Here is a 5054-nt window from a genome sequence, read left to right as displayed (position 1 = left end):
ATAATGTGGCGGCGGCCTACTCTCCCGGGTGTAACCCCAGTACCATCGGCGCTGCAGGGCTTAACTTCTCTGTTCGGGATGGGAAGAGGTGGGACCCCTGCGCAAGGCCGCCTAATCTTTAGATGTGAGACATGAGATATGAGATATGAGACTTGGTCCAGTTCACATCCGTGTCATCAATCTGTAATTTCTTTTGTTCTTTTTCCGCGGATTGGAGTCTTGTGTCTCAAGTCTCATGTCTCACGTCTTAGAAATGTCTTGCAGAGAATGCAACAGGGCTGACCTGAAGCAAGTTTTCGGGCTATTAGTACTGCTCGGCTTTGTCATTACTGACTTTGCACCTGCAGCCTATCGACGTCATCGTCTCTGACGGCCCTGTTTGGAAGTCTCATCTTGGAGGGAGTTTCGCACTTAGATGCTTTCAGCGCTTATCTCTTCCCGACGTAGCTACCCGGCAGTGCAGTTGGCACCACAACCGGTACACCAGCGGTCAGTCCAACCCGGTCCTCTCGTACTAAGGTCAGCGCTCCTCAAACTTCCCACGCCCGCAACAGATAGGGACCGAACTGTCTCACGACGTTCTGAACCCAGCTCGCGTGCCACTTTAATCGGCGAACAGCCGAACCCTTGGGACCTTCTCCAGCCCCAGGATGTGACGAGCCGACATCGAGGTGCCAAACCTCCCCGTCGATATGAGCTCTTGGGGGAGATCAGCCTGTTATCCCCAGAGTACCTTTTATCCTTTGAGCGACGGCCATTCCATGCTGTACCGCCGGATCACTATACCCGTGTTTCCACCCTGCTCGGCTTGTCGGCCTTACAGTCAAGCTCCCTTATGCTATTGCACTCCGCGCACGGTTACCAAGCGTGCTGAGGGAACCTTTGGAAGCCTCCGTTATCCTTTTGGAGGCGACCACCCCAGTCAAACTACCCACCAAGCAATGTCTCCCGCTTCTGCGGGGTTAGATACCAAGCAAACAAAGGGCGGTATTTCAACAACGGCTCCGCAGCGCCTGGCGACGCCACTTCAAAGCCTCCCGCCTATCCTACACATCGTTTACCCGGTACCAATGCTAAGCTGCAGTAAAGGTTCATGGGGTCTTTCCGTCCCGTTGCGGGTACACGGCATCTTCACCGTGACTACAATTTCACCGAGCTCATGGCTGAGACAGCGCCCAGATCGTTACACCATTCGTGCAGGTCGGAACTTACCCGACAAGGAATTTCGCTACCTTAGGACCGTTATAGTTACGGCCGCCGTTTACCGGGGCTTCGATTCAAACCTTCGCTTGCGCTGAGCTCCCCTCTTAACCTTCCGGCACCGGGCAGGTGTCAGGCCTTATACTTCCTCTTTCGAGTTCGCAAAGCCATGTGTTTTTGCTAAACAGTCGCCTGGGCCTTTTCACTGCGGCCTCCCTCACCGAAGTGAGGGTAGGCGCCCCTTCTCCCGAAGTTACAGGGCCATTTTGCCGAGTTCCTTAGCCATGATTCACTCGAGCACCTCAGGATCCTCTCCTTGACCACCTGTGTCGGTTTGCGGTACGGGCACGCGTATTCGCTTTTCTTGGAAGTTGCTTCCCCGGATTATCACTTCGGCCGAGGCCTCCGTGTACTATCCCACACTCTCATGTGGTTCAACGCACTATTCCGTCAGTGCGCACCGGGTACACCCCTACGTCGCTTTTATCATACGCGCGGTACAGGAATATTCACCTGTTGTCCATCGGCTGTCCCTTTCGGGTGCGCCTTAGGTCCCGACTGACCCTGATCTGATTAGCATTGATCAGGAAACCTTGGTCTATCGGTGTGCGGGTTTCCCACCCGCATTATCGTTACTTATGCCTACATTTGCTTTTCCAAAAGCTCCAGTGCACATCGCCATGCACATTCACCGCCGTTGGAATGCTCCCCTACCATTATACGTTGCCGTAAATCCTACGCTTCGGTACCACACTTGATGCCCGTTTATTATCGACGCCCTGCCGCTCGACCAGTGAGCTGTTACGCACTCTTTAAAGGAATAGCTGCTTCCAAGCTAACCTCCTGGCTGTCTAAGCAGCTGGACCACCTTTGTTCAACTTAGTGTGGATTTCGGGACCTTAGCGGTAGGTCTGGGTTCTTTCCCTCTCGGACTCGGACCTTAGCACCCAAGCCCTCACTGCCGTTACTGTATGGCGGCATTCGGAGTTCGTCAGGATTTGGTAGGATATGACTCCCCCTAGTCCTATCGGTAGCTCTACCTCCGCCATACATTCCACGACGCTGTTCCTAAAAACATTTCGGGGAGTACGAGCTATTTCTCAGTTTGATTGGCCTTTCACCCCTACCCACAGATCATCCGGAAGCTTTTCAACGCTTATCGGTTCGGTCCTCCACGGCGTCTTACCGCCGCTTCAACCTGTCCATGGGTAGATCACAAAGTTTCGCGTCTACCCCCACTGACTAAGCGCCCTGTTCAGACTCGCTTTCGCTCCGGCTGCGTGCATCCATGCACTTAACCTCGCCAGTGAGGAGTAACTCGTAGGCTCATTATGCAAAAGGCACGCCGTCACGGAATCGCTCCGCTCCGACCGCTTGTAGGCGCACGGTTTCAGGTTCTATTTCACCCCGTTATTCACGGTACTTTTCACCTTTCCCTCACGGTACTTGTACACTATCGGTCTCTCAGGAGTATTTAGCCTTACCGGATGGTGCCGGCAAATTCAACCGGGATTTCTCCTGTCCCGGCCTACTCAGGATACCCGCCTCGTATCTCATGCTTCCCGTAAGGGGCTCTCACCCGCTATGGCCACAGTTCCCACTGTGTTCCGGTCACATTCAATACAATCCTGCAGGTCCTATAACCCCGCGCATGCCGTAACATGCACGGTTTGGGCTGTTCCGCTTTCGCTCGCCACTACTCACGGAATCACTGTTGTTTTCTCTTCCTGTGGGTACTTAGATGTTTCAGTTCCCCACGTTCGCCTTCCTTTTCGGAATATCCACATCGCTGTGGATGGGTTGCCCCATTCGGACATCCGCGGATCAAACCCCCTTGCAGGTCCCCGCGGCTTTTCGCAGCTTGGCACGTCCTTCTTCGCCTCTGAGAGCCTAGGCATCCCCCGTACGCCCTTGTTCACTTACTCTTTACATACATCCCCCTTTTGCTTCAAGGATATATGCAGTCTTCGTCTCTCTGTCCTTTCGGACAGAAAAACACTCTGTTGCATTCTCTGCTCAACATGTCAATGAACTTATAACTGAACATTTTCAGCTATGTGTGGAGGATAACGGATTCGAACCGTTGACCCCCTGCGTGCAAGGCAGGTGCTCTAGCCAGCTGAGCTAATCCCCCGAAATAGTGTTGTAATTATTAAATGTGGGCTTGCGTGGACTCGAACCACGGACCTCTACATTATCAGTGTAGCGCTCTAACCACCTGAGCTACAAGCCCATCAAATAATTAAAGAACTGAAAGAAATAACACATTCAATAAGGCGTTCCAGAAAGGAGGTGTTCCAGCCGCACCTTCCGGTACGGCTACCTTGTTACGACTTAGCCCCAGTTACCGGTTCTACCCTTAACGGCTCCTTGCGGTTACCGCCTTCAGGTCTACCCGACTTCCATGGCTTGACGGGCGGTGTGTACAAGGTCCGGGAACGTATTCACCGCGCCATGGCTGATGCGCGATTACTAGCGATTCCAGCTTCATGGGGTCGGGTTGCAGACCCCAATCCGAACTGAGACGCACTTTTAGAGGTTGGCATCTTATTGCTAAGTAGCTACCCGCTGTATGCGCCATTGTAGCACGTGTGTCGCCCCGGGCGTAAGGGCCATGATGACTTGACGTCGTCCCCTCCTTCCTCTCTACTTGCGTAGGCAGTCTGTCTAGAGTCCCCACCTTGACGTGCTGGCAACTAAACATAGGGGTTGCGCTCGTTGCGGGACTTAACCCAACACCTCACGGCACGAGCTGACGACAGCCATGCAGCACCTTGTTTCAGGTCATTGCTGACTGATCTATCTCTAAATCATTCCTTCACATTCTAGCCCGGGTAAGGTTCCTCGCGTATCATCGAATTAAACCACATGCTCCACCGCTTGTGCGGACCCCCGTCAATTCCTTTGAGTTTCACCGTTGCCGGCGTACTCCCCAGGTGGATTACTTAACGCTTTCGCTTGGCCGCTACACCTCAAGGATATAACAGCGAGTAATCATCGTTTACGGCATGGACTACCAGGGTATCTAATCCTGTTCGCTACCCATGCTTTCGTGCCTCAGCGTCAGTTGCCGCACAGTACAATGCCTACGCTATCGGTGTTCCTGATGGTATCTATGCATTTCACCGCTACACCATCAATTCCATGTACCCATACGGCACTCAAGCCCATCAGTATCAACGGCGCTTCTATGGTTGAGCCACAGACTTTCACCGCTGACTTAACGGGCCGCCTACGCACCCTTTAAACCCAATAAATCCGGACAACGCTTGCACCCTCCGTATTACCGCGGCTGCTGGCACGGAGTTAGCCGGTGCTTATTCATACGGTACCGGCAATGTCCCACGCATGGGCCTTTTCTTCCCGTATAAAAGCAGTTTACAACGCATAACGCCTTCTTCCTGCACGCGGCATGGCTGGGTCAGGCTCCCGCCCATTGCCCAATATTCCCTACTGCTGCCTCCCGTAGGAGTCTGGCCCGTATCTCAGTGCCAGTGTGGGGGACCTTCCTCTCAGAACCCCTAAGGATCACAGTCTTGGTGGGCCGTTACCCCGCCAACTAACTAATCCTACGCATGCCCATCCCTTACCGATAAATCTTTAATGAAACTGTGATGCCACATCTTCATACTATGGGGTATTAATCCGGGTTTCCCCGGGCTATCCCCCGGTAAAGGGTAGGTTGCATACGCGTTACGCACCCGTGCGCCGCTCTAGGTCTCACATTGCTGCTCGACTTGCCGCTCGACTTGCATGTATTAGGCCTGCCGCTAGCGTTCATCCTGAGCCAGGATCAAACTCTCCATTGTATAGTTTTTTTTCTCTGCATCACTGCAGAATCGTTTCCTAGCCCT

General features: G+C 53.3%; 2 tRNA genes and 3 rRNA genes. All 5 read right to left on the bottom strand.

The window, feature by feature from the left end:
• Positions 1–3 precede the first annotated feature (3 nt).
• Positions 4–115 (bottom strand): 5S ribosomal RNA (gene rrf / locus NK987_RS21315).
• Between the two features lie 169 nt (positions 116–284).
• Positions 285–3125 (bottom strand): 23S ribosomal RNA (locus tag NK987_RS21310).
• Positions 3126–3260: 135 nt separating this feature from the next.
• Positions 3261–3334: transfer RNA gene (locus NK987_RS21305), tRNA-Ala, on the bottom strand.
• A gap of 25 nt (positions 3335–3359) precedes the next feature.
• A tRNA-Ile gene (locus NK987_RS21300) sits at positions 3360–3433 on the bottom strand.
• Between the two features lie 52 nt (positions 3434–3485).
• Positions 3486–5009 (bottom strand): 16S ribosomal RNA (locus tag NK987_RS21295).
• The 16S, 23S and 5S rRNA genes sit together here with 2 tRNA genes alongside, the layout of an rRNA operon.
• Positions 5010–5054: the final 45 nt, after the last annotated feature.

The sequence above is a fragment of the Aquiflexum gelatinilyticum genome (assembly GCF_024813435.1).
Classification (GTDB): domain Bacteria; phylum Bacteroidota; class Bacteroidia; order Cytophagales; family Cyclobacteriaceae; genus Cognataquiflexum; species Cognataquiflexum gelatinilyticum.
This window is presented reverse-complemented; position numbering and strand designations above follow the sequence as displayed.